At 59.6% G+C, this 22,363-nt stretch carries 20 protein-coding genes and 3 tRNA genes; 10 read left to right on the plus strand and 13 right to left on the minus strand.

What is annotated here, in order from left to right; all coding sequences use genetic code 11:
- The 3 genes from B3520_RS01595 to B3520_RS01605 form a co-directional block, all read left to right on the plus strand.
- On the plus strand, positions 1-654 hold a 654-nt coding region (locus B3520_RS01595; protein ID WP_286875180.1), incomplete at its 5' end, for a TonB-dependent receptor domain-containing protein.
- A gap of 144 nt (positions 655-798) precedes the next feature.
- Positions 799-2,310 carry a putative 2OG-Fe(II) oxygenase gene (locus tag B3520_RS01600; protein ID WP_286805377.1) on the plus strand — a complete coding sequence of 504 codons (1,512 nt, stop codon included), beginning with the start codon at positions 799-801 and terminating at the stop codon, positions 2,308-2,310.
- Positions 2,311-2,339: 29 nt separating this feature from the next.
- Entirely contained in the window at positions 2,340-3,845 is a 1,506-nt protein-coding gene (locus B3520_RS01605; RefSeq protein ID WP_286805379.1) for a tryptophan halogenase family protein, read from the plus strand.
- Positions 3,846-3,925: 80 nt separating this feature from the next.
- Here B3520_RS01605 and hpf read toward each other — a convergent pair whose 3' ends face one another.
- The 10 genes from hpf to B3520_RS01655 all read right to left on the minus strand — a co-directional run bounded on the left by hpf (position 3,926) and on the right by B3520_RS01655 (position 11,873).
- Positions 3,926-4,264, minus strand: coding sequence for a ribosome hibernation-promoting factor, HPF/YfiA family (gene hpf, locus B3520_RS01610; protein ID WP_123638017.1), 339 nt, complete (start codon positions 4,262-4,264; stop codon positions 3,926-3,928).
- A gap of 216 nt (positions 4,265-4,480) precedes the next feature.
- A tRNA-Met gene (locus B3520_RS01615) sits at positions 4,481-4,557 on the minus strand.
- Positions 4,558-4,619: 62 nt separating this feature from the next.
- Entirely contained in the window at positions 4,620-5,711 is a 1,092-nt protein-coding gene (gene ychF / locus B3520_RS01620; RefSeq protein ID WP_286875182.1) for a redox-regulated ATPase YchF, read from the minus strand.
- Positions 5,712-5,962: 251 nt separating this feature from the next.
- Positions 5,963-6,547, minus strand: coding sequence for an aminoacyl-tRNA hydrolase (gene pth, locus B3520_RS01625; protein ID WP_286875183.1), 585 nt, complete (start codon positions 6,545-6,547; stop codon positions 5,963-5,965).
- Between the two features lie 74 nt (positions 6,548-6,621).
- Entirely contained in the window at positions 6,622-7,269 is a 648-nt protein-coding gene (locus tag B3520_RS01630) for a 50S ribosomal protein L25/general stress protein Ctc (RefSeq protein ID WP_286805384.1), read from the minus strand.
- 108 nt (positions 7,270-7,377) lie between these two features.
- Entirely contained in the window at positions 7,378-8,307 is a 930-nt protein-coding gene (locus B3520_RS01635; RefSeq protein WP_036160594.1) for a ribose-phosphate pyrophosphokinase, read from the minus strand.
- Between the two features lie 224 nt (positions 8,308-8,531).
- Positions 8,532-8,606, minus strand: a tRNA-Gln gene (locus B3520_RS01640).
- A 53-nt stretch (positions 8,607-8,659) separates the two neighbouring features.
- A complete protein-coding gene (ispE, locus tag B3520_RS01645) occupies positions 8,660-9,508 on the minus strand; it encodes a 4-(cytidine 5'-diphospho)-2-C-methyl-D-erythritol kinase (RefSeq protein ID WP_286805385.1) in 849 nt (282 codons plus the stop codon).
- A complete protein-coding gene (gene lolB, locus B3520_RS01650; protein ID WP_123638009.1) occupies positions 9,505-10,092 on the minus strand; it encodes a lipoprotein insertase outer membrane protein LolB in 588 nt (195 codons plus the stop codon). Before lolB ends, ispE begins: the two co-directional genes overlap by 4 nt.
- A complete protein-coding gene (locus tag B3520_RS01655) occupies positions 10,089-11,873 on the minus strand; it encodes a tetratricopeptide repeat protein (RefSeq protein WP_286805386.1) in 1,785 nt (594 codons plus the stop codon). The genes lolB and B3520_RS01655 overlap by 4 nt, the downstream gene beginning before the upstream one ends.
- A gap of 206 nt (positions 11,874-12,079) precedes the next feature.
- Here B3520_RS01655 and hemA point away from each other — a divergent pair, with 206 nt between their 5' ends.
- From hemA to B3520_RS01675, 4 genes are read left to right on the plus strand one after another with little or no spacing between them, the layout of a single operon-like run.
- The gene (gene hemA, locus B3520_RS01660) at positions 12,080-13,366 is read left to right on the plus strand and encodes a glutamyl-tRNA reductase (RefSeq protein ID WP_123638007.1); all 1,287 of its coding nucleotides are present in this window, start codon (positions 12,080-12,082) and stop codon (positions 13,364-13,366) included.
- The gene (gene prfA / locus B3520_RS01665; protein WP_286805387.1) at positions 13,363-14,439 is read left to right on the plus strand and encodes a peptide chain release factor 1; all 1,077 of its coding nucleotides are present in this window, start codon (positions 13,363-13,365) and stop codon (positions 14,437-14,439) included. The genes hemA and prfA overlap by 4 nt, the downstream gene beginning before the upstream one ends.
- Positions 14,439-15,305 (plus strand): peptide chain release factor N(5)-glutamine methyltransferase, encoded by an 867-nt coding sequence (prmC, locus tag B3520_RS01670; RefSeq protein ID WP_286805389.1) that lies wholly within the window; start codon positions 14,439-14,441, stop codon positions 15,303-15,305. The genes prfA and prmC overlap by 1 nt, the downstream gene beginning before the upstream one ends.
- A complete protein-coding gene (locus tag B3520_RS01675; protein WP_286805399.1) occupies positions 15,295-16,059 on the plus strand; it encodes a HesA/MoeB/ThiF family protein in 765 nt (254 codons plus the stop codon). The genes prmC and B3520_RS01675 overlap by 11 nt, the downstream gene beginning before the upstream one ends.
- Here the strand turns inward: B3520_RS01675 and B3520_RS01680 are convergent.
- On the minus strand, positions 16,029-17,030 hold the full coding sequence (locus tag B3520_RS01680; RefSeq protein ID WP_286875185.1) for an adenosine kinase: 1,002 nt from the start codon (positions 17,028-17,030) through the stop codon (positions 16,029-16,031). The genes B3520_RS01675 and B3520_RS01680 overlap by 31 nt on opposite strands.
- Before the next feature lie 142 nt (positions 17,031-17,172).
- On the opposite strand from B3520_RS01680, the gene mrcB reads away from it, so the two are divergent.
- On the plus strand, positions 17,173-19,512 hold the full coding sequence (gene mrcB / locus B3520_RS01685; protein WP_024460926.1) for a penicillin-binding protein 1B: 2,340 nt from the start codon (positions 17,173-17,175) through the stop codon (positions 19,510-19,512).
- 270 nt (positions 19,513-19,782) lie between these two features.
- Here mrcB and B3520_RS01690 read toward each other — a convergent pair whose 3' ends face one another.
- On the minus strand, positions 19,783-20,181 hold the full coding sequence (locus B3520_RS01690; protein ID WP_024460925.1) for a tetratricopeptide repeat protein: 399 nt from the start codon (positions 20,179-20,181) through the stop codon (positions 19,783-19,785).
- A gap of 178 nt (positions 20,182-20,359) precedes the next feature.
- Between B3520_RS01690 and B3520_RS01695 the strand changes: the two genes are divergently transcribed.
- Together B3520_RS01695 and B3520_RS01700 are read left to right on the plus strand one after the other, a co-directional pair.
- Positions 20,360-20,436, plus strand: a tRNA-Pro gene (locus B3520_RS01695).
- A 587-nt stretch (positions 20,437-21,023) separates the two neighbouring features.
- Positions 21,024-21,638 carry a hypothetical protein gene (locus tag B3520_RS01700; RefSeq protein ID WP_286875188.1) on the plus strand — a complete coding sequence of 205 codons (615 nt, stop codon included), beginning with the start codon at positions 21,024-21,026 and terminating at the stop codon, positions 21,636-21,638.
- 129 nt (positions 21,639-21,767) lie between these two features.
- Here the strand turns inward: B3520_RS01700 and B3520_RS01705 are convergent, their stop codons facing one another.
- Entirely contained in the window at positions 21,768-22,181 is a 414-nt protein-coding gene (locus B3520_RS01705) for a hypothetical protein (RefSeq protein WP_286875190.1), read from the minus strand.
- Positions 22,182-22,363: the final 182 nt, after the last annotated feature.

Genomic DNA, 22,363 nt, shown 5'->3' on the forward strand with positions numbered 1-22,363 from the left:
AATGAGTCAGGCCGAGTGGCCGATGTCGACTTCGTCAATCAATACGAGGTGGGTATCAAAAATCGCGGGGAGCTGTTTGATGGTCTCTACTCGATTGAGCTGACGCTACTCAAAGGTGATTTCAAACAAAGTACCTTTGAGCTGTCACAGACCGTGTGTCGGGACCTGGGCTTCGGGGATGTCGGTGGCTGTATCATCGATGCCGAGTACAAGTCGCAGGGTTTCGAGCTCTTGGGCACCTATTTCTGGGACCGTCTGTCGGTGACCGCCAATGCCACCTTTACCGATGCCGAGCAGTTGGGTGTGGGTGATGAAAGTTTCCGTCGCGCCAGTGGTATTCCGGATCTGACCTACACCATTTACTCCAGCTATGAGCTGACCGACCAGTTCAGTGTGGGACTCAACGTGACCGGGCAAACCGATACTCTGGATGCGGGTCAGCGGGAGTGGCCCGGTTCGGCGACCTGGGGGGCGAATGCCAAGTACAGCCCCACAGAGAACCTCGAGCTCGGACTTCAGGTCTATAATCTGCTGGACGAGTTAGATCTTCGCGGGGCGGGAGGCGTAAACGATACGTCGGTTACGCCAGCGGTGTTGAGCGGCAACGCCGCCCTGGGTCGGACGGCCCGGGCCTCCATCAAAGTCCTGTTCTAAGACGGGATGGTCCCAAGCCCGTTGTCCCTGATCGCCGCAACCTGGCGTTCAGGGGCGGTGGGCTTTTTCGAATGTACACGGGGTGGTGGCAAGAGGCACGGCCCCGTTTTTTTTTGTGGATGACAGTGCTGGCGGAGTAACGTGGTGTCCACCGATAAAGTGTTGCAAAACGCACAGCAGGCTATGAATGAAGGGCGCGCGGACCTTGCGGTTGAGCGACTGCGGGCTGCTTCCGGGCAATACCCCGATAGCGCAGCGATCTGGACTCAGTTGGGGTTTGCGCTGCATCAGGAACAGTGGGAGCCGGAAGCCGCTGAGGCCTTCGCCCGGGCCTGTGCGCTGGATGGGAGAAATGCGGATACGGCGATGGCGTTGGCTCAAAGCCGGTTTCTGGCCGGCCTTCCGTCAACGGCCTCCTTTGAGCGTGTTTTGCAGCTGGCGCCTCATGACCTTAATGTATTGCGGGGTTATACCTCGGCGCTGGCCGCCGAGCGGCAACGGGATAAGGCCATTGGTCTTCTGCAGGATGCTTTGAAGCAGCAACCCGGCTGGTTGGCTGGCCATAAAAGTATCGCCAGTCTGCGCTTTACTGGTGGTGATGCCACGCATTTTACCGATAGCTTCAAGGATGCCTGCGCTCGGCAGCCCGACAACCTGGCCTTGTGGCTGGAATGGTTCCGGAGTCTTGCCCAGGTTCGCGACTGGATCGGATCCCGTCGCGTACTTGAGGCGGCCGAAAAGCGTTTTGAGGGGCATCCCCAGCTGACGGTGGCCGAGCTGTTTGTCGCGAGTGAGTCGGGTGATGATGAGCGCGCAGCCACGCTGTTTGAACAGACCACCTCGGTCAAAGATGTGGTGCGTGATATGGCGTTGATTCGGTACAGCCTGCGTCGGGGTGACCCGGATCGGGCAGAACGGGCCGCACTGCGCCATATGAATACGCGTTCCGCGTCGGTCATCTGGCCCTATCTGTCTCTGATCTGGCGGTTGCGTAAGGATCCTCGAGCCGAATGGCTGGATGAGGAAGCCCGGCGTGCACAGACCTTTGAGCTGGACCTGAGCGGGAATGAACTCGCTCAGCTCACCCTGCTCCTGCGGCAACTGCACACCGCCCGATCGCCCTATGCAGAGCAGTCAGTCCGTGGCGGAACGCAAACCGATCAGAACCTGTTCCTGCGTCACGAACCCATACTGAGAGACTTGAGAGCGCGGGTTCAGGCGGCGGTGCAGACCTACGTCAGCCGTTTGCCGGAGCCAGTGGCTGGTCATCCCCTTCTGGGAGTCCACCGACAGGAGGTGTTGCGGGGGCGAGTCCACTTTTCCGGTAGTTGGTCGGTGCGCCTTAAATCCCAGGGTTACAATGTCAGTCATACCCATCCGGTGGGCTGGATCAGCTCGGCGCTCTATATTTCTCTGCCCGAGGGGGAGCGGATGGGGCAGCCGCCAGCGGGCTGGCTTCAGTTCGGTACACCACCGCCGGAACTTGAGCTTGATCTCCCGGCCTACAAGGAGGTTGAGCCCAAAGCCGCTCGGTTGGTGCTGTTCCCCTCAACCTTGTGGCATTCTACCGTCCCTTTTACTGATGGCGAGCGCCTGGCGGTTGCGTTTGACGTGCAGGCGCCGCCGGTGGTGGCACCTGCCGCTACCGGGCGTTGATGCTGCCGGAAATGACAGGATGACAGCAAATGAATACTGATGATCGTCGACTCCGCCGAATAGTGATTGTGGGCGGAGGCAGCGCCGGCTGGATGTCGGCTGCTGCGCTCGCCAACGCGACGCAAGGGCAATGTGCAATCACCCTGGTGGAATCCGATGCAATTGGCACGATTGGCGTGGGCGAGGCCACGATACCTCCGATAAGACTGTTCAATCGGGTTCTCGGGTTGGATGAACGAGAGTTTTTGCGGCGCACGAAAGGTACGTTCAAGTTGGGTATCCAGTTCGTCGACTGGGCGCATCAGGGACACAGTTATTTCCACCCCTTCGGTCCCCACGGCCGGAATTTTGATACCGTCTCGCTGCACCACCATTGGCTCCGGGCACGGGAGAGTGGGGAGACCAGCACACCGTTGCACGAACACAGCATGGCCTGGGCGGCGGCCTCCCGCAATCGATTCGCACCTCCGGTGCAAGATCCCCGCAATGTGCTCTCTACTTACGATTACGCCTATCATTTCGATGCTGGCCTCTATGCGGCTTTTTTACGTGAATACTCTGAAGCCAAAGGCGTAGAGCGCCGTGAAGGCACGGTTACCGATGTGCACTTGAATTCTGATAGTGGCTTTGTGGAGTCGGTGCAGATGGCCAGTGGCGAGCGAATTGAAGGTGACCTGTTTATCGACTGTTCGGGATTCAGGGCCTTGCTGATTGGTGAGGCGATGAAAGTCGGGTACCGGGACTGGAGCGATTGGTTGCCCTGCGATCGGGCGGTGACCGTCGCCAGTGCGCCAGGTGAGCTAACGCCCTACACGCGCTCAACAGCACATGCAGCCGGCTGGCAGTGGCGTATTCCGCTACAGCATCGGACCGGTAATGGTTATGTGTACTGCAGTCGCCATATCAGCAGCGATGAGGCAGCGGCGACTTTGCTGAAGCATCTTGATGGCGAACGCCTCGGCGAGCCCAGGGAGCTGGCGTTCACTACCGGACGAAGGGAAAAGTTCTGGGAAAAAAATGTCGTGGCGGTTGGCCTTTCCAGTGGCTTTATGGAGCCGCTGGAGTCCACCAGTCTACATCTGGTTCAGGCGGCTATATCCAGGTTGCTCGGCTTCTTCCCGGATCGGGATTTTGACTCGGCGGTCATCGACGAGTACAACCGCATAACCATCAACGAGTTTGAGCGTATACGAGATTTTCTGATTCTGCACTATAAGCTCACAGAGCGGGACGACTCCCCTCTGTGGCGGGAATGTCGGGACATGCCAGTACCGACACCTCTGGAGAACAAGCTTTACCACTTTGGCGCTTATGGCCGGTTAATCGCGGACGGCGCTGATCTTTTCGGTCCGGATAGTTGGCTGGCGGTACATGTCGGTCAGAACCACCGGCCAAAACGTGTGGATCCGCTATTGGCGTTCAGAACTGTGGACGGCGGTGCTTGGCTGGAAAAGCTGCGTGCCGCCGTGACAGCGGCGGCAGACCAACTGCCAGAGCATCAGGCCTTTATTCACAAATATTGCTCGGGCGGTTAATAAATTACAATGGTCTAAGGCGGATTGCCCCCCTTTAATACTCCCCTGGGCCCTCCCGCGAGGGATCCAGGGGGGACGGCTCAATCTTTGAGGGATTCTGGCTCTTCAGTCATAAGTTCCGGTTTTTCATGACGGTGGGATTGGGTTGTTCCTTTGCGCTTGGCTAGCGCGGCATCCAGCTTTTTGGCGGAATCGGCAATGGCGGCATACAGATCCTGGGATTCGGCGTGTACGGCCACCTTAGCGCCTTTGAACTGGGTGGTAACCTCGACGGCCTGTGCGTGCCGTTCGACGGTGAGGGCCATGGAGAGGTCTCCAAGGTCGGGGTAGTGGTTCTGGATCTTCTTGAAGCGGCTATCAACGGCCTCGCGGATGCCGTCGGTGATATCCACGTGGTGACCGGACAACTGTATATTCATAGTGACTCCAATACCTTTTCAGTTTGCAACCCTGACCTGCCACGCCGTGGCCAGGCCTTCAAGGAAGAGGACTGCGTGGTTGGGCCGCGAGTTCCCGGTGCCAACCCGTTTTCTGTCCTCCTGTTACAAACATGTGTCCGAGGAGAGGGAAAGTCAAGGCAGGTGGAGATGAATACCCATAAAAAAACCCGCGCAAGGCGCGGGTTTTCTCAAAAGTGGTAGCTAGGGGCGGACTTGAACCGCCGACCCCAGCATTATGAGTGCTGTGCTCTAACCAGCTGAGCTACCTAGCCACTTGGTGAGGGCGCGTATTTTCCCTGTCTGCACCCCTAAAGTCAACCCTGATTCGCGGGTTTTATACGTTGAAGCGGAAGTGCACCACGTCGCCGTCTTTGACGATGTAGTCCTTGCCTTCCAGGCGCCATTTTCCAGCGTCCTTGGCCCCCTGCTCCCCTTTATAGGCCACAAAGTCGTCGTAGGCGACCACTTCCGCCCGGATAAAGCCCTTTTCGAAGTCAGTGTGGATCTTGCCGGCCGCCTGGGGGGCGCTGGCGCCGACGGGAATGGTCCAGGCGCGCACCTCTTTCACCCCGGCGGTAAAGTAGGTGTGCAGGCCCAGCAGCTCATAGCCTGCGCGGATCACCCGGTCCAGGCCCGGCTCGTCCATGCCCATTTCTTCCAGGAACTCCGCCTTTTCGTCGTCTTCCAGCTCGGCAATTTCCGCTTCCAGCTTGTTGCAGATGGGTACCACCACGGCCTTCTCTTCCTCGGCAATGGCCCGCACCTTGTCCAGCAGTGGGTTGTTCTCAAAGCCGTCTTCGGAGACGTTGGCAATATACATGGTCGGCTTGACGGTCAACAGGTTCAGCTCGCGCAGCTGGTCCAGCTCGTCGTCAGACAGGCCAAAGGAGCGCAGGGGCTTGGCTTCGTCCAGATGGGGTTGAACCTTCTCGAGCAGTGCTTTCATAGCGATAGCGTGCTTGTCCTGGCCCTTGGCGGCCTTGGCGTAGCGCTGCACTGCCTTGTCCACGGTTTCCAGGTCCGCCAGGGCCAGTTCGGTGTTGATCACGTCAATATCGGCCGCCGGATCGACGCTGTTGGCCACGTGAATGACGTTGTCGTCCTCAAAGCAGCGCACCACGTGGGCGATGGCGTCGGTTTCGCGAATGTTGGCGAGGAACTTGTTCCCCAGCCCCTCACCCTTGGAGGCGCCCGCCACGAGCCCGGCGATGTCCACAAACTCCATGGTGGTGGGGACCACCTTCTCCGGTTTGACGATCTCGGCGAGCTTCTCCTGGCGGGGGTCGGGCACCATGACCACCCCCGCGTTGGGCTCGATGGTACAGAACGGAAAGTTCTCGGCGCCAATGCCCGCCTTGGTCAGTGCGTTGAAAAGAGTGGATTTTCCGACGTTGGGCAAGCCAACGATGCCGCAGTTAAAGCCCATGAAATTGATATCCAGCCAGAGAATGAAAAAAACAGGCCCGGATTATACAGGTCTGGCCTGTACGGGAGTAGGGCCTGCCGTTAATGTCGAATTACGGCCCTTCGGGCCTAATACGACCTACGGTTATAGTTGGGTGTTTGTGGTAATGGCGGATGCGCGCTTTGCGCTTATCCGCCCTACGCAACCTCCGCAGCTCGGTGTAGGGCGGATAAGCGAAGCGCATCCGCCGTCCCCCAAGCCTGAAGCACTGGTTACACCTTGGTGTGCAGCTGATTCATTGCCTTCGCCCACTCGCCCTTTGCGGCGAGTGGCAGCACGTCGATGGCCCGGTCGATGGCATCGTGAAGTGCCTGCTGTTCGCTGGTGGGCGCCTTTTTCAGTACAAAGCCAACTACCTGTGACGCCGAGCCCGGATGGCCAATGCCCAGGCGCAGGCGATTGAACTCCTTGTTGTTGCCCAAGGCCTTGATGGTGTCGCGCAGGCCGTTGTGGCCGCCGTGGCCACCACCGTGCTTGAGACGGGCGGTGCCGGGGGGCAGGTCCAGCTCGTCGTGGGCGACCAGAATGGCCTCGGGCGGAATCTTGAAAAACTGCGCCATGGCGCTGATCGCCTGACCACTGCGGTTCATAAAGGTGGTGGGAATCAGCAGGCGCAGGTCTTGCCCGTCCAGGGTGATGCGGGCGGTCAGGCCGTGGAATTTGTTCTCGGGCGTGAGTGTCGCGCCGTTTCGGTAGGCCAGCTCGGTGACAAAGTCGGCACCGGCGTTGTGGCGGGTGCGGTCGTATTCGGTGCCCGGATTACCCAGGCCGACAATCATCTGTAGGGGCATGTCCATGGGGGTTCACCTTTCAGATAGAAAAACACCCCGAGGGCAGAGCCCGTCGGGGTGTGTTTTCGGGCGAGTGAGGCTTACTTCTCCTCTTCGCCGCCTTCTTCTTCGCTTTCGCTGTCGGCGTCATCAGTGGCCATGCCGCGCGGCTTGTTGATGGATACAACCGGCTGGTCGTGATCCGCGCCGTGGCTAAGTTCCACGGACTCAACGCCCTTGGGCAGTTTCAGGTCAGAGATGTGCAGGCTGTGACCCAGCTCCAGGTCGGCCACGTCCACTTCGATGTACTCGGGCAGATCGGCCGGCAGGCAGCTGATTTCCAGCTGAACCATGTTGTGCACAATCTTGCCGCCCTGCATTTTAACGCCCTTGGCGGTTTCCTCGTTGAGGAAGTGCAGCGGTACACTGGTGTTCAGCTTGGTGGTTTTGGATACGCGCTGGAAGTCAGCGTGCATGGTGTAACCCTTGGCCGGGTGACGCTGCAGATCCTTGAGGATCACATTTTCGGATTTGCCGTCAATGTTCAGCTCAATGATGTGCGAGAAGAAAGCTTCGCTCTCCAGGTGCTTGGTCAGTTCTTTCTGGCTGACCATGATGGAGGCAGGCTTCTTGGCTTTGCCGCCGTACACGATGGCGGGTACTTTGCCCTCGAGACGACGCAGGCGGCGGCTCGCACCTTTCCCCAGGTCTTCTCGGGCTTCGGCGTTCAATTTAAAATCTTCAGACATGATAAGTCCTCGATGTTATCCGCTGGAATCCGCGACCAGAATCACCAGCGGGGTTCAAAAAGCGACCGGACAGTAGTGTCGGCCGCGGTTAGCTGAGTGCACCGTTCTTCAGTTGAACATTGCACTCAGGGATTCTTCATTGCTCAGGCGGCGAACCGCTTCGGCGAGCATGCGCGACAGGGTCAGGGTGCGTACCCGTGAGCAGTTGCGCGCCGCTTCACTCAACGGGATGGAGTCGGTCACTACCAGCTCATCCAGTTGCGAGTTGTCCAGGCGGTCAATGGCGCTGCCGGACAGTACCGGGTGGGTACAGTAGGCCACCACTTTGTTGGCACCCTGCTTTTTCAGGGCGACGGCGGCGTTGCACAGGGTGCCGGCGGTATCGACCATGTCGTCCACCAGCAGGCAGGTGCGGCCATCCACTTCACCGATGATGTTCATTACTTCCGCCACATTCGGGTTGGGGCGGCGCTTGTCGATGATGGCCAGGTCCACGCCAAGCTGTTTGGCCACCGCGCGGGCGCGAACTACGCCGCCGATGTCCGGAGAGACCACAATCAGGTCTTCAAAATTCTGTTTTTCGACGTCTTCCAGCAATACCGGCGAGCCGTAAACGTTATCCACGGGCACGTCGAAAAAGCCCTGGATCTGCTCCGCGTGCAGGTCCACAGTCAGCAGGCGGTCAATACCCACGCCCACGAGCATATCGGCCACCACTTTGGCGGTAATGGGGACCCGGGCGGAGCGAACGCGTCGATCCTGGCGGGCGTAGCCGAAGTAGGGGACCACCGCGGTAATGCGTCCGGCGGAGGCGCGGCGCAACGCATCAATCATGATCATCAGTTCCATGATGTTGCGGTTGGTGGGCGCGCAGGTGGGCTGGACGATAAATACGTCGCGGCCACGAACGTTGGTGTTCAGTTCAACGGCAATTTCGCCATCGGAAAACTGGGAGACCGATACGTCTCCAAGGTCGATGCCCAGGCAGTCCACAATCTTCTGGGACAGTTCCGGGTTGGCGTTGCCGGTGAATACCATTAACTCAGTCACGTTCGGTACCTTTTGTTTGCATTGCCGCTTTATTACAGCCGTATTCTTGTCTGGCGTCGAGCCAATGCGGGACAGATGGAGGGAAAACTGAGCTCTTGGTGAGGCAGGTTGCCGGTTCCGTTATCTGATCCGCGGGAAACACGTAGGAGAGGTGCTATAGGCATCGACCCAAACGAACAGCGCCGCTGAGGCAGCGGCGCGTTAACGAATAATGGCTGGGGCGGTAGGATTCGAACCTACGCGTGACGGGATCAAAACCCGCTGCCTTACCGCTTGGCTACGCCCCAGTAGTCGTCGTTTCAGCGATTACGGAAACCGCTTTTACAATGTTCGACTGTCATCATGCATTGAACAGTCGATCGTGCACCGGTGAAAGGTTGACGCCTCTGGCCACAAAACTGGACCAATCAGTTGGCGTTTTTCCCTGTACTTCCCGCGCTTCGGTTTCACTCTCGAAGCTGGCGAAGACGCTTGCGCCGGTGCCGGACATTGTAGCGTTGCTGACAAAATTTTCCAACCAAATCAGCGCTTTATCAACTTCCGGATAAAGTTCTCTGACCAGTGGTTGGCAATCGTTTTTGCCGCCCCGCTCGAGAAAGGCCGCTACTGTAATGGGCGGTGTGTCTCTTGTCAAATCTTTGTGACAAAAAATTGTGCCAGTGGCCACGGGCGTGGGTGGCGTGACCACCAGAAACCAGCGTTCGGGCAGTTCGATGGGCACCAGTTGTTCGCCAATGCCTTCCGCCCAGGCGCTGTGGCCGGCGACAAACACCGGGACGTCGGCGCCAAGCTGTAATCCCACCGTCTGCAGTTCCTTGTTGGAGTACTGGCAGTCCCACAGTTGGTTGAGTGCCAGCAGCGTTGTGGCCGCATCGCTACTGCCGCCACCCAGGCCGCCCCCCATGGGAAGGCGTTTGAGCAGCGTGATATCGACACCGGTATAGGCCCGGGCGCGTGGACGCAGAAGCTGGGCCGCCCGCCAGATGAGGTTGTCCTTCAGGGGCACGCCTTCAATGGCCGGGTGCAGATGGATGTCGGTGTCTGCCCTCGGGCTGAAAGTCAGCTCATCGCCATAGTCCAGCAGTTGAAAGGCGGTCTGCAGCTCATGGTAGCCGTCGGGGCGTCGACCGACGATGTGCAGGCACAGGTTCAGCTTGGCCGGCGCGGGCAGGGTGACTGATGGGTTCATGATTCGGGGAGTGACCAATCGTAGACAATCAGGGTCAGCCGGGTGTCTTTGCGTTCGGCCACAATGCGACCGGGCAGCGGTAGCAGGCCGACGGCCTCATAGTCGCTGTAGTGCAGTGTCCAGCCGCTCTGGCGCAGGGTTTTCAGTAGCCCCTGGGGGGTGCGCTCAAGTATCCGATGGCGACTGTCCGGGGCGGGGATGCCCCGCACCCAGTAAGTGAGTTCCGCCACCGGCACGCGCCAGCCGGTGGTCTGCCACATCAGGGCTTCGGCGCTGGCGGCCTCCAGGGGTGGCTCACCGCCCTGGCGCAGACGTACGCCGCTATCGGTGGTTTCGATGATGACCCGCCCCTGGCCGAAGGGGCCGCTCAGGTCGATCCGGTAGTTGCTCTGGTCCTGATGCCAGCGCAGCCGGGCGCTGCCGCTGTTGTCGGGGAGCCTCGCTCCCAGCTTGCCGCTGAGTTGCCAGCTGTTGAGCCGCTGGGCAGCGGCCTGGTGGCGCTCCCAGTCCTCGACGGGCTGCAGCGGTTGGCGGGCACAGCCGACGACCAGCAGCATCAGTGTCAGAGCGAGGACGCGGCTCATTGATTCGCGCCCTCCGCATCGACGCCCAGGCGTTCGCGGGTGGCGGGTATCAGCTCGCTTTCCGGGTCGGTTTCCAGACCCTGCTGCCAGACGGCCCTTGCTTCCTCTTTTCGGCCCAGTTGCCACAGAACCTCGCCCAGGTGGGCGGCAATTTCCTGATCCGGATAAGCGCTCATGGCGTCCTGCAGGTACGGCAGGGCCTCTTCGGGGCGGCCGAGGTTGTAGAGCACCCAGCCCATGCTGTCGAGAATGGCCGGTTCTTCCGGGTTGAGAGCCAGGGCCTGGCGAATCAGTTCATAGGCCTCTTCGTGACGATCCGTTTTGTCCGTCAGGATGTAGCCGAGCGCATTGAGCGCCGTGGCATTGTGAGGGTCGTAGGTCAGGATGTTGCGCAGGTCCCGCTCGGCGGCCTCCAGGCGGCCCTGCTGGTCGTACAGCATGGCGCGGGAGTAGAGCAGGTCGCTGTGCGTCGGATGCGCCTCCAGCGCGTTGACCAGCAGGGCTTCAGCGGACTCCTCGTGGCCCTTCTGGAGCAGAACCCGGGCCTGGAACAGATAGAGGTCGGCGGCACGGTCCGGGAAGCGGTTACGCATCCGGTTCATATGATCGTTGGCGGCTTCCAGCTGACCGCTGTCAATCAGCAGTTCCATGATGTTGATGGTGGCCTGAAGAAAATCACTGCCCGGTTCAACCTGTAGGTAGTACAGCAGCGCCTCCTCGTTGCGCCCTTGCCGCTCGGCCAATTGACCCAGGTAGAAGTTGGCGCTGGAGGCGTGTTCGTCGCTGTCGAGCAGGCTTTCAAAACTGGTCTGGGCGGTCTCGGTGTCGCCACGTTCCAGAGCGACAATACCCAGTGACAGTCGCAGATCCGGGTCCCGGGGCTCTTGACGTACCAGCACCTCAAACTGCTCCTGGGCCATCGCCAGGTCATGCTGGGTGAGCAGACGGGCGTATTGCAGCCGTAGGCGCAGGCTTTCCGGGTTATCCTCCAAAGCTCCCACCACCGTCTGCAGGGCCTCGTCGGATCGCTCCAGCTGGTTCAGCAGTGTGGCCTTGAGGATGGTGGCCGCCACGCTGTCCGGCGCTTCCTTCAGTGCGCGAGAGGCATAGTCCAGGGCCGGCTCCAGGTCCCCCTGTTGCTGCATCAGTAGGCCGGTGCCAATCAGCAGCTCCTGGTGCTCCGGGTACTCTTCCAGGAGAGTCAGGTAGCCGTCGATCAGTCGCTCACGCTGGGTGTCCGTGGCCTCGGAGGCGCTGGCGGCAATGTTCTGGAACAGGGTGTGCTCGCCCTTGGCCTGCAGCTTCCGGGACAGGTCGAAGGCCTCCTGCAGTCGACCGTTCTGCACCAGGGCCAGGGCGGCATTCAGTTGGGCTTCGGTGTCGTCCGGAGCGACCTCTACCCAGAGCAGTGCCGCATCGAGCAGGGCGTTGTTGGCCGAGAGAAAGCGGGCGATATGGGTGGCCCGGGCCGCAACCTGAGGGTCCCGGGTCTGGTGGGCCTGCTGGAGATAGTTGGACAGCGCAATATCAAACTGCTGCCGGCTACCGGCAATTTCCGCTGCGAGCAGCGCGTACAGGGTATCGCTGGTGAATGGGCGAGTGGGCGCCGGTTGCGCGGCGCGGGGCTCGGGCTCCTGGGCCGCGTCCGCGCGGTCGGACGAGGGTTCTGCCGGTTCGCTGGCCGACGCTGGCTCGCGCTCGGGCCCTGTGGGCTGTTGGGCGCAGCCGAGTAGCAGCGCACTTAGCGCCAAGGCGGTCACTAACGGGACACTGGCGTTCATAAGGTCTCATCGGTTGATTGGCTATTCCGGCATCATAAACAGAGCGGGCCGGGTTCGCCAGTCGGGTTGCTCTCCGGCTGGCTTCGACGCCCCATTGCGGCGATAATTCCCGGGGTGGTGAGCGTTTTCCTTGCTCGCCCCTTGCGCCCGGCCCTCCAGGGCCGGACAATGGCGTCCCTTTTGCTGGCAAAACCTGCTCCTACTCTATGACCCTGTTGGCGTTCGGTATCAATCACAATACGGCTCCCCTGGCGATCCGCGAGCGCGTGGCGTTCGGACCCGACAGCCTGGAGCATGCGTTGATGCAGGCCCGCGAGCGGGCGGGGTTGAATGAAGTCGCCATCCTCTCGACCTGCAACCGCACCGAGATATACGCCGCCAGCGACGCCGAGGTTCACGCCCTGTTGGCCTGGCTGCTAGAGCATACCCAGATGGATGAGGACGCCCTGAGCCGGTGTTACTACTGCTTTGAAGATGCCGAGGCGGTGGGGCATATGATGAAAGTCGCCGGCGGGCTGGACTCGTTGGTGCTGGGGGAGCCCCAGATTCTGGGCCAGATGAAATCCGCTTACGCTGTGGCCAGCCAGGCGGGTACCGTTGGGGCGACGCTGCATTCGGCGTTTCAGCAGGTGTTCGGGGTGGCCAAGCGGGTCCGCTCGGAAACCGCCATCGGTGAGAATCCGGTGTCCGTGGCCTACGCGGCGGTTACCCTGGCCCAACAGATCTTCTCCGATCTCAAAGAAGACACCGCTTTGCTTATTGGCGCCGGTGAAACCATCCAGTTGGTGGCCCGGCACCTCAAAGAACAGGGGATTCGCCGGCTGGTTGTGGCCAATCGGACCCTGGAGCGGGCGCACGTCATTTCCCAGGAACTGGGGGCCGAGGCGATTCTGCTGGCGGACATTCCGGAACACCTGCACAAGGCCGATATTGTGATTTCCTCCACCGCCAGCCAGTTGCCCCTGTTGGGCAAGGGGGCGGTGGAGTCGGCGCTGAAAAAACGCAAACACAAACCGATGTTCATGCTTGATATTGCGGTTCCCCGGGATATCGAAGAGGAGGTGGGCTCGCTGGATGATGTCTATCTGTACACGGTGGACGATCTGCATGCGGTCATTGATCAGAACAAAAAGTCCCGGGAGGCCGCCGCCGACAAGGCCCGGGAAATTATTGCCGAAGGCGTCGGCCAATACCTGAAAATGCAACGCGCCCAGGACGCGGCGGTCACCATCCGCTCGTATCGGCAGCAGGCTGAAGCGTTGGCGGCCCGGGAGCTGACCAAAGCCCAGAAGGCGCTGGAGGCCGGCGGTGATCCGGCCCAGTTGATGGCGCAATTGTCCCGCGCCGTCACCAACAAATTATTGCATCCGCCCAGTGTGGCTTTGCGTCAGGCCAGCGCCGAGGGGCGCACAGAACTGGTCGCCGCGGCACGCGAACTGTTTGGGCTGCAGGCGGATGACATCGAGACTCAAGAGAAAAGCGAACCCGAATGAAAGCATCCATTGAAGAAAAACTGTCCCGCCTGACCGAGCGCTACGAAGAAGTCGGCCAGCTGTTGTCCGATCCGGACATCATCGGCAACCAGAATCGGTTTCGGGACTTGTCCAAAGAGTACGCCGAGCTGGAGCCGGTGGTGCAGAGCTATTCGCGCTACCATCAGATGAAGGCCGATCGCGACGAGGCGGAAACTCTGTTGTCCGATCCGGAAATGCGCGATATGGCCCGCGAGGAGCTGGATGCCTGCGATGAACAGTTGGGGCCGATGGAAGAGGAACTGCAGCGCCTGTTGCTGCCCAAAGACCCGAACGATGGCAAGAACGTGTTTCTGGAAATTCGCGCCGGCACCGGCGGTGACGAGGCGGCCATTTTCGCCGGCGACCTGTTCCGCATGTACAGCAAATACGCTGAACAGAAAAAGTGGCGTATCGAAATCATCAGTCAGAACGAGGGTGAACACGGCGGCTATAAGGAAATCATCAGCCGGGTGTCCGGTGACTGCGTGTACGCCAGCCTGAAATTTGAATCCGGCGCGCATCGGGTGCAGCGCGTGCCCGAGACCGAGTCCCAGGGTCGCATTCATACCTCGGCCTGTACCGTGGCGGTATTGCCCGAAGCCGACGAAGTGGAGGCGGTGGACATCAGCAAGGCGGATATCCGGGTCGATACCTTCCGCGCCTCCGGCGCCGGCGGTCAGCACGTGAACAAAACCGATTCGGCGATTCGCATTACCCACATTCCCACCGGCATTGTGGTGGAGTGTCAGGACGAGCGCTCCCAGCACAAAAACCGGGCCCGGGCCATGTCACTGCTGGCTTCCAAACTGAAAAGCCAGAGCGAAGAGGCCGCTGCCAAAAGCCTGTCGGACGAGCGGCGCAACCTGGTGGGCTCGGGCGATCGCTCCGAGCGTATTCGCACCTACAACTTTCCTCAGGGGCGGGTGACGGATCACCGCATCAACCTGACCCTTTATAAACTGGATGAGGTGATTCAGGGCGCGCTCGATGAAGTGGTACAGCCCCTGGTGCATGAGTATCAGGCCGACCAGCTCGCGTCCCTGGCGGAGTGATGCGCACCGTCAGTGAAGCGCTGCGCCGGGCCATCGAACTGAGCCCGGTAAGTGACTCTCCTCGCCTTGATGTGGAGCTATTGTTGAGTTGGGTGCTTGGCAAGGAGCGGGTCTGGCTGTACACCTGGCCGGAAACCGAACTGAGCGACGCTCAGCAGGCCGAGTTTGAGCAGGCGCTGTCCCGGCGCCGCAAAGGCGAGCCGATTGCCCATATCATGGGCGAACGGGAGTTCTGGTCGCTGCCGCTGTACGTCAATGCCAGCACACTGATTCCCCGCCCGGATTCCGAGCGACTGGTGGAATTGGCGTTGACGCTGACGGAAAGCGCCCCCTCGGGCCGCGCGCTGGATCTCGGCACGGGCACCGGTGCCCTCGCGCTGGCGTTTGCCAGTGAGCGACCGGCCTGGGAGGTAACCGCGCTGGACGCCTCCACGGCGGCGATCGATCTGGCTCGGCGCAACGCTCAGCGTCTCGGGCTGGAGCGAGTCCGCTGCCTGCACAGTGACTGGTATTCCGCGCTGCGTATGGACGAGCGGTTTGAGTTGGTGATGAGCAACCCGCCCTACATTGCCGACTGCGATCCGCACCTGAACCGGGGGGATGTGCGCTTTGAGCCCCGCTCAGCGCTGGTGGCCGAACGCCAGGGGCTGGCGGACATTGAGCACATCGTGAATCTCTCGCCCCGGCATTTGTTGCCCGGCGGCTGGTTGTTGATAGAGCATGGCTGGGAACAGGGATCGGCGGTGCGAGAGCTGTTCACGGTACGGGGCTTTCGCGCCGTGCGCACCGAGCAGGACCTGAACGAACGCGACCGAGTCACACTGGGGCAATGGCCCGCAAAGGAGGTGGCCGATGATGAACGATAACCAACTGCTGCGCTACAGCCGGCACATCCTGTTACCCGAAGTGGATGTCGAAGGGCAGGAGCGACTGCTGAACGCCCGGGTGTTGGTCGTGGGCCTCGGCGGCCTGGGCGCACCCGTGGCGATGTACCTGGCCGCCTCCGGGGTTGGGGAGTTATGGCTGGCGGACCACGATGAGGTTGACCTGTCCAACCTTCAGCGGCAGATCGTGCACACCACTGAGCGTGTCGGCGAGCCCAAGGTGCGCTCGGCCGCCGCCGCCCTGCAGGCGTTGAACCCGGACGTAAAACTGGTCCCCATTGAAGAAAAACTCTGCGGCGAGGCACTCACCGCCCGCGTGCGCGAGGCGGATCTGGTCATTGATGCCACGGATAACTTCAGCGTGCGCTACGCCATCAACGAAGCCTGTGTCGTTACCCGTACACCGCTGGTGTCCGGCGCCGCGATTCGCCTGGAAGGGCAGGTCACGGTGTTCGACTCGCGCCGCGATGACAGTCCCTGCTATCGCTGCCTGTACGACGTGAGTGAAGACGAGCAACTCAACTGCGCCAGCAGCGGCGTACTGGCACCCCTGGTGGGCGTCATCGGCAGCATGCAGGCACTGGAGGCGGTAAAACTGCTCGCCGGTGTCGGCACCAGCCTCGCCGGCCGGCTGCTGCTGTTCGACGCCACCACCAGCCAATGGCGCGAACTCAAACTCCCCCGCGACCCGGACTGCCCGGTCTGCTACCCAAAAAACGCCTGCTTCAACTCCTGATGCTGCTCCGGGCGCAACCGCGGACCGTACTGGGTCACCACCTTGCTGGCAGCCAGGCTGGCAAATCGACCGGCCACGTCATACTCATGGCCCTGACTGAGCGCATACAGAAACGCACCGGCAAACATATCGCCGGCACCGTTGGTGTCCACCGCTTTCACCGGCTGGGCATCAATGTGATAAGAGTGGCGGCCATCAAAGACCAGCGCGCCGTCCGCCCCGCAGGTGATGGCAAAGGAGCGGCAGTAATCCTGCAGTGACTGAGCGGCTTCTTCCAGCGTGTTGGTGCCGGTAAAGCCCATGGCCTCCTCGCGGTTGCAGAACAGCAGGTCCACGCCCTTGCCGATCATCTCCAGCAGGCCGTCGCGGAAGAACTGCACCATGGCCGGGTCCGACAGGCTCAGCGCGGTCAGTGTGTTACGCTTCTCCGCCCGCTCGCGCAGCTCAATGGCGGCGGCCCGACCGGTGTCGGAGCTGACCAGGTAACCTTCGATATACACATAGTCCGCTGCATCAATGGCGGGAGTGTGCAGCTCGTTCACCGACAGTCCGGCACTGATGCCGAGGAAAGTGTTCATACTGCGCTCGGCGTCCGGGGTGATCATCACCAGGCATTTACCGGTGATGCCCTGATCGCTGCCGAGGTGCTCGGGATAGTCCACGCCGGCGGCCTTGATGTCGTTCAGGTAGAATTCGCCGTTCTCGTCATTGGCGACCCGGCAGGAATAAAAACTGCGGCAACCGAAGTAGCTGGCGGCAATCACGGTATTGGCCCCGGAGCCGCCGCTGGCGCGATTGGAATGAACCAAGTGGTCGCTCAGGTAGTCAATCAGCTCAGACTGGCGGGGCTCATCGACCAGCGTCATCACACCTTTGGCGACCGCCATGGCTTTCAGGTCGGCGTCACTGACTTCGATTTCGGTGTCCACCAGAGCCGCGCCAATGCCGTAGATGTGATAGTGATCGTTCATGAATGCCTCGCTGTCTGTCCGAAATTGAGCGCTATGTGGCGCTTCCGGTTGGGTTTTGGCCGACCATTATGCAAAATAAGCGCCCCGTACGAAAGCGCCCCGAACGCGCGGGGCTTCACCAGTAACGAGTTGACCTCCGATTATGACCCGACGTCGCCACAAAACCCGAACCCGCCGCAAAGGACGACCCACTCAGGGGCGCCACGGCTGGGCGCTGTTGCGCCTATGGCTGCTGTATGCGGCGGGCGTGATTGCCCTGCTGTTTGTGCTCTGGGTGATCTATCTGAACGGCGTGGTGCGCGAGAAATTTGAGGGCAAAAAGTGGTCGGTGCCCGCGCGGGTCTACGCCCGTCCGTTGGAGTTGTACGAAGGGGTGTCGCTGCCCCCCGACCTGTTTGAGCAGGAAATGCTGGCATTGGGTTACCGGCCGGTGGAGCGTGTCAGTGGCCCCGGGCAGTACGCACGCCGGTTTGAGGGTAACACCCGGCACTATGACGTTTACAGCCGCGGCTTTGAGTTCTGGGACGGCGACGAGCCGGCCCGGCGTTTCCGGATGACGTTGGACGCCGGTCGGGTCACCCGTCTGCAGGGCGGGCAGGGGGAGCCGCTACCACTGATGCGGCTGGAGCCCGAAGAGATCGGTGGCATTTTCCCCGCCCACGGCGAGGACCGGTTACTGGTGCGCCTGGAAGACCTGCCGCCGTTGCTCGGCGAAACCCTGCTCGCGGTGGAGGACCGCGACTTCCTGGACCACTTCGGGGTATCGCCCACAGCCATTTTGCGCGCGGCCTGGGCCAACTTGCAGGCGGGGCGGGTGGTGCAGGGCGGCAGTACGCTGACCCAGCAACTGGTGAAAAACTTTTATCTCACCCATGAGCGCAGCCTGCAACGCAAATTCCAGGAAGCCATCATGTCCGTGCTCCTGGAAGTGCATTACAGCAAGTCGGAAATTCTTGAAACCTACATCAACGAAGTCTACCTGGGCCAGAGTGGCTCCCGGGGGGTACACGGCTTTGCCCTGGGGGCGCAGCATTACTTTCGTCAGCCCCTGAACGAACTGAAAACCGAGCAGATCGCGCTGCTGATCGCCATTGTCAAAGGGGCGTCCTACTACAACCCCTGGCGTCACCCGGAGCGGGCCAAGGAGCGCCGGGACCTGGTCTTGCGGGTCATGCATCGGGAAGGGCTGATTGACCAGGCTGAACTGGACGCGGCCACCGAAGCCCCTCTGGGCATCGTGCCGGATGTGGACTACAGCTTGCAGAGTTACCCGGCTTTTATCGAACTGGTGAATCGGCAACTGCGTCGGGACTACCGGGAGGAAGACCTGCGCAGCGAAGGGCTCCGCATCTTCACCAGCCTCTCGCCGATGATTCAACGGCGCCTGGAGCGGGTGATCAGTGAGCGGTTACACCGCCTGGAGCAGGCACACGGCACTGAAGGCTTGCAGGGCGCCGCCATGGTCACCTCGGTGGGCGCCGGTGAGGTGCTGGCCCTGGTGGGCGATCGCAACGGACGGTTCAATGGCTTCAATCGCGCCCTGGATGCCCGCCGTCCGATCGGCTCGCTGGTCAAACCCTTCGTGTATCTCACGGCTCTGGAGCGTCCGGATGAGTATCACCCCGGTACCCTGATCAGCGATGACCCGGTCACCGTGGAAGCGGGCGATGGCACCCTGTGGGAACCCCGCAACGCCAGCTTGGAAGATCACGGGGAAGTGCCTCTCTATCAGGGGCTGGTGCACTCCTATAACCAGGCCACCGCCCGGCTGGGTATGAACCTGGGGCTCGGCTCGGTGTACGACACCCTGCGTGCCGCCGGCTTTGAGGGGACTATCCCCGGGGTACCGGCCATCCTTCTTGGCGCGGTGGAAATGACACCCTACGAGGTCTCCGGTATTTACCACACCCTCGCCGCCGAAGGCGTCTATACCCCGCTGCGGGCGATTCGCGAAGTGCTGACCGCCGAGGGCGACCCGCTGCGCCGCTATCCGTTGAAGATGGAGCAGCGCTTCAGCCCCGAGGCCAGCTTCCAGATGCAGTACCTGCTGCAGCTTGCCCTGCGCGAGGGCACCGGGCGGTCGGTCTACCAGCGGTTACCGGAAGGGCTGGCCATGGCCGGTAAAACCGGCACCAGCAACGACTACCGGGACAGCTGGTTTGCCGGCTTCAGCGGGCAGCACCTGGCGGTGGTCTGGCTCGGGCGGGACAACAACGAGGAAACCCCGCTCACCGGCTCCTCCGGCGCCCTGCATGCCTGGGCGGACATGATGGCGGACCTGCCCACTCAGGGGCTGCCCCTCACGCCGCCGGGTGATGTGAGTTTTGACTGGATCGACAGCGCCACCGGAAAGCTCAGCGCCGAGCGCTGCGAGGGCGCCGTCTGGTTGCCGCTGCGCGAAGGTCAGGTTCTGGAGGAATCCGCTGGGTGTCGCATCGACCGCTCGTCCCGCCCCAGCTGGTGGCAGCGCCTCTGGCAGTGAGCGCCGCACCAAAAAAAGCCGGTGCTTCAAGCACCGGCAAGATAGGAGTACACAATAAGGAAAGCTTCCTGACAAGGTCCACCGGACCCAACTGGTGGTTGATAAAACCAGAGGATTGCCAACACCAGTTACTTACAGTATCGGCGCTGATCAGAAAATCGCCAGTTTTTCCGGCCGCTTAATTAAACCAATTGGAAATAGGTTTGGGCTTGTACATGAGATTTGGCTATATATTAGCCGAATCTCATGCAGTGACGCCCAGGGGGAAGGCTAAAAGCGAAGGGTGCCGGTGCTCTGGGCTGCGCGTCCGCGCACCGCTTCCAGGGCCTGATACAGGCGGGAGTCCGGCGGGCTATGGCGCAGCCCCTGTTCCGCAAACTGACGGGCCTGCTCCATCTGCGCCAGGTCAAAGTAGCTCTGGGCCAACACCAAATACAGCTCGGGCTCGCGCCGATCGATCCGCAGACCGCGCTCAGCGGCGGCGATGGCACCCATATAGTCGCCCTGCTCATAGGCCAGGCGAGCCTGATCGATCAGACTGACCACGGCGGCCGCCTGGGGATCCACCTGTGGGCCTTCCGGCTCATCGGGTCGGTCCAGCGGGCCCACACAGGCGGTCATTACCAGAGCCAGAGTGGTTACAGCAGCAAGTCGAAAAGCGGCGTTCACGCGTCAATTCCTCATTCGGGTCAGACAATAATGGCCGCATGATACCAGTTGCGGCCCGCCATGGGGCTCCATCCTCCCGCCAATCCGTCAATCTGTGACGTAAGAAATGCCAATTCCCCATTTACAGCAGAAAAACAGCTGTTATAATTCCGCCCTCGTTGGCACAGGCCAACCCAGTCGGAGCGTAGCGCAGTCTGGTAGCGCACCTCGTTCGGGACGAGGGGGTCGGAGGTTCGAATCCTCTCGCTCCGACCACTATAGAATCCCGTAAGCCCCTGATTTTCCTTGTGAATTTCAGGGGCTTTTTCGTTTCAGCCCTTCTAGTGTCGAAAATGCGTCGATAGCGACGTTCGAAAGCTACTGGCGGAAGAGTTCTCTGGTGAGCATGAGGCATCTGCCACCGTCCCCCATTTTTGAAAGTGCATGCGGTTTCACGCAGTATTTAGCTTTGCTTGTCTTTAGCTTTCACTGCTCCGGGCTGGGTGGCAGTCAAGAGGTGATCTATTTATTATTGTAAATGGTGTACTTTGCTGTGGACCTACGAGAAAGAGTTAAAGGAATTGAAGGGGGAGGGGCTTACGCGAGAGGAACTGGCGTGAAGGATGGGGATTAGCTGCATCAGACTTGGGAACCTCGTAAGCGGTCAGTAAAAAATTAGAATTGATGACCTATAAGCTTTAGCAAAGATATTTTCGGTATACGAATACTGAGTGTACAGCGGAAAGGAGCTGCCGGAAGCGGGGCAGATAAGCCCGGTGACAAAGGAGGCTCAAGAGAGCTTAGGAGCACAGGGAAAGGCTGGGTAACAGCGCCAACAGTTGCAAAACGATGGAGGAGAGGACATGGAGATTATTAAACGACTTAAATCATGGATGAAGGGAGTGACAAGAAGATCGCTGATAGGAACCATAGTGGTTTTTACATTGCTGAATGTCGCGGTTCTGAATTCGCAAGAGTCTCAAGCTCAGAATTGTAAGAGATACCAGGACAAGGCCGATTACTATACAAGTCTGCGGAGAAAGGGCGGTTCAAGCCGACAGATGACAACGTGGTTAAGAGAACGAAATAAGTATAAAGACCTATACCACGAGTGCAGACGAAAAGGTGGTAGTGATGGCGCAATAGACAGAGTCAGCGGGCCGAGGACGCATAGAGACTATTCGGACCATAAGAACACGTACCAGATTAACTCCGACAACAAAGCGGTGAGAAAGCTATACGAGACGTGCAATTACTGGATTAGAGAGCACAACAGTAATCCCGGACGAGATACGCTGACCTTTAGAAACACAGCATGCAAAGCGGCAAGAGAAGGAGAGCGGGAGGCTCGAGACGCTAGAGCAAGGGATATTGAGCACGTAAGATCGCTTGAAGACTGTGTTAAACCCAATAACACGATAGATAACGAAGTAAGTAAGTGTATGCAGGGAAATATTGATCCTTATTGGAATAATTAGAAAATGGGTTAAGTGTAGTAGCTAGGATGGTGGCGACGCGTTGGTTGAGCGGGAGATAAAAGGCAAGTTTATTTGCCTTTTATCTGAGAGTTGCACGTATGTTGATCATACGATAGAACTGCGGAGGGTTTACGTACCAACATTAAGACGCTTAAATCTACAATTTAGTGATTCGAAGTTAGCGAACTGTTTTAGATCCTTAAGGTCAATAGCTATTCCCTCTTTTTGGCACTTACTTTGGATCTCTTGGGGGGTAAGGCTGTAAATTTTATCTAAAAGCTGCGTTTCAGTACGACCTTTTTCTTCTGGGACATCTACGTAATAAGTCCACCTAAAAAGCTTGTCTGTTGCACCAAGATTAAGAAATGAGTCATAGGAATGCGGTTTGAGATTAACGGCCCAATGCTGAGAGGTCTCATAGTCTACTCTTATCATATATATACCTTTAATTGTTTTTGGTGTTTTGTTGTCCGCCAATGAGTCGGATTTGAAAGTTGCTGCGGGTGACGAAAATTGCCGCAATAATGCCGCGAACATTGACAATTGCTGAGACTCATTGATAGACGTTCGGTTCAATAAGTCATTGATTTTATTGATATTGATGTGTGTATAGGCATTGATATACGTATATTAGGTGGTTCGAATGCTCTCGCTCCCACCACTATAGAATCCCGGAAGCCCCTGATTTTCCTTGTGAATTTCGGGTAAGCGGATTAAATGGTTGA

Source organism: Marinimicrobium sp. UBA4509, from assembly GCF_002388575.1.
In the GTDB taxonomy this organism is placed as follows: domain Bacteria; phylum Pseudomonadota; class Gammaproteobacteria; order Pseudomonadales; family Cellvibrionaceae; genus Marinimicrobium; species Marinimicrobium koreense.